This is a genomic window from Vibrio sp. V43_P6S15P86, assembly GCF_009904725.1.
GTDB lineage: Bacteria > Pseudomonadota > Gammaproteobacteria > Enterobacterales > Vibrionaceae > Vibrio > Vibrio diabolicus.
In genome coordinates, this window is sequence record NZ_WXWT01000130.1 from 1 (window position 1) to 4,699 (window position 4,699).

5 protein-coding genes are annotated in these 4,699 nt (G+C 45.2%); 1 reads left to right on the forward strand and 4 read right to left on the reverse strand.

Annotated features, from left to right (window positions below):
- The first annotated feature begins 207 nt into the window (after nt 1-207).
- Entirely contained in the window at nt 208-1,536 is a 1,329-nt protein-coding gene (locus tag CAG69_RS05750) for an outer membrane protein transport protein (RefSeq protein ID WP_161443122.1), read from the forward strand.
- Nucleotides 1,537-1,610: 74 nt separating this feature from the next.
- On the opposite strand, the gene CAG69_RS05755 is transcribed toward CAG69_RS05750, so the two are convergent.
- The 4 genes from CAG69_RS05755 to CAG69_RS05770 all read right to left on the reverse strand — a co-directional run.
- Nucleotides 1,611-2,384: an MlaA family lipoprotein gene (locus tag CAG69_RS05755; protein WP_145532757.1), complete on the reverse strand. Its 774-nt coding sequence runs from the start codon at nt 2,382-2,384 to the stop codon at nt 1,611-1,613.
- A gap of 215 nt (nt 2,385-2,599) precedes the next feature.
- Nucleotides 2,600-3,814 (reverse strand): c-type cytochrome biogenesis protein CcmI, encoded by a 1,215-nt coding sequence (gene ccmI / locus CAG69_RS05760; protein ID WP_161443123.1) that lies wholly within the window; start codon nt 3,812-3,814, stop codon nt 2,600-2,602.
- A complete protein-coding gene (locus CAG69_RS05765; protein WP_005380519.1) occupies nt 3,814-4,299 on the reverse strand; it encodes a cytochrome c-type biogenesis protein in 486 nt (161 codons plus the stop codon). Before CAG69_RS05765 ends, ccmI begins: the two co-directional genes overlap by 1 nt.
- On the reverse strand, nt 4,296-4,699 hold a 404-nt coding region (locus tag CAG69_RS05770; RefSeq protein WP_161443125.1), incomplete at its 5' end, for a DsbE family thiol:disulfide interchange protein. The genes CAG69_RS05770 and CAG69_RS05765, both read right to left, overlap by 4 nt.

A 4,699-nucleotide genomic window follows, 5' to 3' on the forward strand; every position in this document is an offset into this window, starting at 1 on the left:
CGTGTATCTAAATCTCACAATTAGGACGCACAGCTGTTCGCTGAATTCCATTTACAAGCCCTTCACAGTTAGATTATTAAACCACCAAAACAACACTTGAAAGCATAATATTCCAAATGACTGCTTGTGCTGGATTTTCATTTCTAAAGTAAAAACACTACCTTTAAACTTTCGTCCCACGTTATAAACAAATCAGCGAACATTCGAATGAAAACCAACAAGACTCTTCTATCAACTGCAGTGGCATTAAGCCTACTTGGCACAACGGGCATGGCTAACGCAGCAGGTTTCCAACTTGCTGAATATTCTGCAACAGGCCTAGGTCGAGCATATGCTGGTGAAGCAGCAATGGCTGACAACGCAAGTGCACAATGGCGTAACCCAGCAATGCTAACTTATTTGGAAGGCACTCAAGTGTCCGTTGGTGCAATCTATGTGAACCCAAATATTGATATTGAAGGTGATGTAAACTTCCACGGTAGTACTTCTTCTGCATCTTCAGATGATTTCGCACATGATGCAATCATTCCAAACTTCTACCTATCACACCAATACAATGAGAAATTCGCGATTGGTTTGGCATTTGGCACCAACTACGGCATGGAAACCGATCTAGGTAAAGGCTTTGGTGCATCACACTTCGGTAACGAAGCAAGCGTAACGACAATGGAAGCGAACTTAAACGCAGCTTACAAAGTCAATGAATCAATCAGCGTTGGTGGTGGTATCCGTTACATCATCGGCGAAGGCAGCTTTGGCGCAGCAGCTCCTAAGAATAACGTTGTAGGAAAGCACCCTTTAACTGGCGATCCTATCAGTGTTCCTCAAGGTACCGCTCTAAAATACATGGAAGGTGACGATACCGCTTGGGGCTGGCAAGTTGGTACTGCATGGCAGATCAATGAAAATAACCGTATCGGCTTCGCGTACAAATCTGAAGTTGAACTGAAGCTTGAAGGCCATGCTGAAGGTCTAGGTTTTGGCTTCGGTACTTCTGAGCTTCCACAACTACGTGACAACGGCTATATGTACCTAAACCTGCCTGCAACAGCTGAGCTGGCAAGTTTCCACCAAGTAACAGACCAACTTGCGTTACACGCAAGCTTTAACTGGACGGATTGGAGCTCTTTCGAGAAATTGGAAGCACGCCTAAATACCGCTGGCACGCATATGGTTAAAGTAGAAAACTGGGAAGATAACTACCGCTTTGCTGTTGGTGCCACTTACCAGCTTGATCCTAAGCTAGCGCTACGTACTGGTATTGCGTACGATACTTCAGCGGTAAGCGACAAAAACCGTACGATCACTATTCCAGAAACTGACCGTACTTGGCTAAGTATTGGTGCAACGTACGATTGGACGAAAGACTTCAGCCTAGACGCTGGCTTCACCTATATTTTCGCGAAAGACGCACCAATCGTTGAGTCTCGTGGTTACAAGTCAGACGACGCTGCAGAACAAGTCGGCGGCCAATTCGTAGGCGAAACTACGGGTAATGTTTGGCTAATCGGTGTTCAAGCAAACTACAGTTTCTAACCAAGCTGCAAAATGCAAAAAAGGCTTAGCATCAGCTAAGCCTTTTTTCATTTCTCTATTGTGAAGAACAACGCTTAAAAGTCTTCTAGGTATTCGTCTAAATACTCTTCTTCTTCGATGTTAACTTCTTCTACCGTTTCAACTTCTGCTTTAAAATTTTGACGCTGGATATAAACATCACGAGTAAGAATATATGGGTCCGGCGACGAGTCTAGCTGCGCTTCTTGCGGCACTAATAAAGCACGCTTCTCCATGCCTTCAAACGCCCACTTACCCAAACTCGCCCAGAAGTTGAGATAAGAGAGGGGTAAATACGTACTATCTACGGTATCTGTCACTTCACGTAAGGTATACGGACCATAACCTGGAACCATGAAGTAAGGACCATTTCCAACACCATAGTGGCCTACTGCATCACTGAACGCTTTCTCGTCGTACTTCGTAATACCAGCGGCACTTGCAATATCGAATAAACCGAAAATACCAAACGTCGAGTTAATCCAAAAACGGTTAAAGTGGTCCACGGCTTTCGTGCCGTTACCCATGACTAAGTTATTAACCATGCTGGCTGGCTCATCTAAGTTCGACAAGAAGTTAGCGATACCGGAACGAATAGGAACTGGCGTATATTCCACATACGCAAGTGATACAGGACGAACCAAATACGGATCTAAATATTCGTAGTTGATTTCCCACATGGTTCGGTTAAAGCCTTCCAACGGGTCATACACATCAGAAGTCGTTTGATTTGTTTCTTGTCCTGTTACTGCTTCATCAGGCGCACTTGAACAGCCAACCAGTCCAACTGCAAGCAGTAACAAGAAGGTAGATTTACCCTTGTTATACATTTTATTTTCCATAACGACTATTAATGTACCTAAGTCACCCAATGAACTGTTGTACGTATGTTGAGCTGTATACGTAGTAAAGATGACTCAGATATGGGAATAAATAAAGGCCAGCAGTCGCTGGCCTTCGGTATTCTACTCGATCGTTTAGAGTCATACCACTAAAGGCAACAGACTCTACCCCGTTGTCATATTTCAGAGACAGACGCTAACGATTAATATTGCTGGTCAATGGTCACTTCAACCGGCGTGCCAAATTCAACGACGTCACTCTCTCCGTGCCAATCTTGGTCACGCGTTGCTACGTTACCGTCAGAGTCCACACGCACACGGACGATTAACTTGTCGAGTGAAGATAGTTTTTGCCCCTGCATCATGGCATTACCATCATCTAATACGACTGTACGAGGGAAAGTACCCAGCGGATAGCGAGCTGCCGCAACAGGCATTGGTGAGCCATCTGCACGATGTACCGATACAATGAGAACTGCGTTTGGATCCAGCTGAGCATTTGGTGCCACATTAATTGTCACAGCGACACTCTTATCCGGTGAAACCGCTTCGCCCATTTGCTTACGAGCACTCTCAATACTGCGTGACAACATCTCGTAACGGCTATCTTCTGGACCAATCATTTGCTGCATGATTCCCCAGTACTTGATGGCTGCCGGGAAGTCTTGACGCTCAAACGCATCGAACGCTAACAAAGAAAACACACGCAGATCGACATAGTCTTGCTGCATCAGCTTGCCGAGTAATGAGCGAGCCGTCGCTTGATCCATTTCCTCTTGAGACAGCATCAGAGCTTGTGCATAACCCAACATCACATCAGGATCTTTGGGCTCTAGGCGATATGACTTTTCCATCGCATCGATAGCAGTCGTGACATCACGATTTGCTAACGCAATACGACCTAGCAGTAACCAACCTGTCGAGTCTTCCGGCTGGTAATGTAAGCGAGTTCGAAGGGCAAGGGTCAAATCCGCCATTTCATCGTCACTCAACGGCTCAGAAGAAGCCGACATCAGCTTTTTCGATAACTCAGGTAGATTTGCAGACACTTCTTGCCACTGAACAATATCTTCTGACGCGCCAAATTTGTAATACAAGCCATAGCTCAACGCCACCGTCAGAATTACCGATGGGACTAAAACCGCGATTGGTGAAACCTTGGTTTCTTTTTGCGCTTTATCACCAGGAATATCGTCAAGGAGAGACTGCTTTAGATCAGAAATCAGTTCGTCTTCGCTTTCAACCAGCCCTTCGTCGGTTTCTTCTGCAAGCTCTGATAGACGGTCTTTATAAAATGCCTTGTTGAGCTCATCGCGTAACACATCATCATTGTTCGCTTTCTGTTTAAGCAGCGGCAAAGCCACCAGCGCACAAGCAATAAGCGTAAGAGCAACGGTGGAAATCCAAAATAGTGTCATTACTTCTTATCTCCGTTGTTCTCTTCTTCAAGCAATGCTTTTAAACGAGCCTCTTTTTGCTCATCCCATTGCTCGTCACTGCTCGCTTTTGCCTTAACTTTAGATTTACGGCTACGCAGTACAATCAAACCAAAACCACCCAATACTACAGCGAGTGGCCCTAGCCACAAGATCGCAGTCGCAACCGTAAATGGTGGGTTGTAAGTCACGAAGTTACCGTAACGGGCGATCATGTAATCAACAATCTCATCTTTGGACTTACCTTCTTTGGTCATTTCGTACACCTTATGGCGTAAGTCTTGAGCAAGTTCAGCGTTAGAATCCGAGATCGTGTTGTTCTGACATTTAGGGCAACGGAGCGTATGGCTTAGCTCTTTGAACTGCTGTTCTTGTTCCAAGTTATCGAACTCGTATACTTCAATGGCCGCATGAGCAGCAAGAGATAATGTCATCGCAGCAAAAACGGCAAGAATTAGCTTTCTCATTGCTTCGCCTCCTCAACCAATTTGTTGTAAAGCGGCTCCAGTGTTTCTGACCAATTACGTGGGTTTACATCCCCTACATGGCGATAGCGAATCACACCATTTGCATCAATAATGAATGTTTCTGGAGCACCATAAACGCCAAGGTCAAGACCAAGCATACCGCTACCATCAAATAGGCTAATTAAGTACGGGTTGCCGAGATCATTCAACCAGCCTACCGCTTTGTTACGATCATCTTTGTAATTCATACCGATGATCTTAACGCCCTTACCCGCCAATTCGTTTAGGTATTTATGCTCTGCATAACATGTTGGACACCACGTTGCCCAAACGTTCAAGAGCAACGGCTCACCTTTAAAAATTGACTGGTCGTATTGTTTTCCAGGTTCAGCTAAGTCTT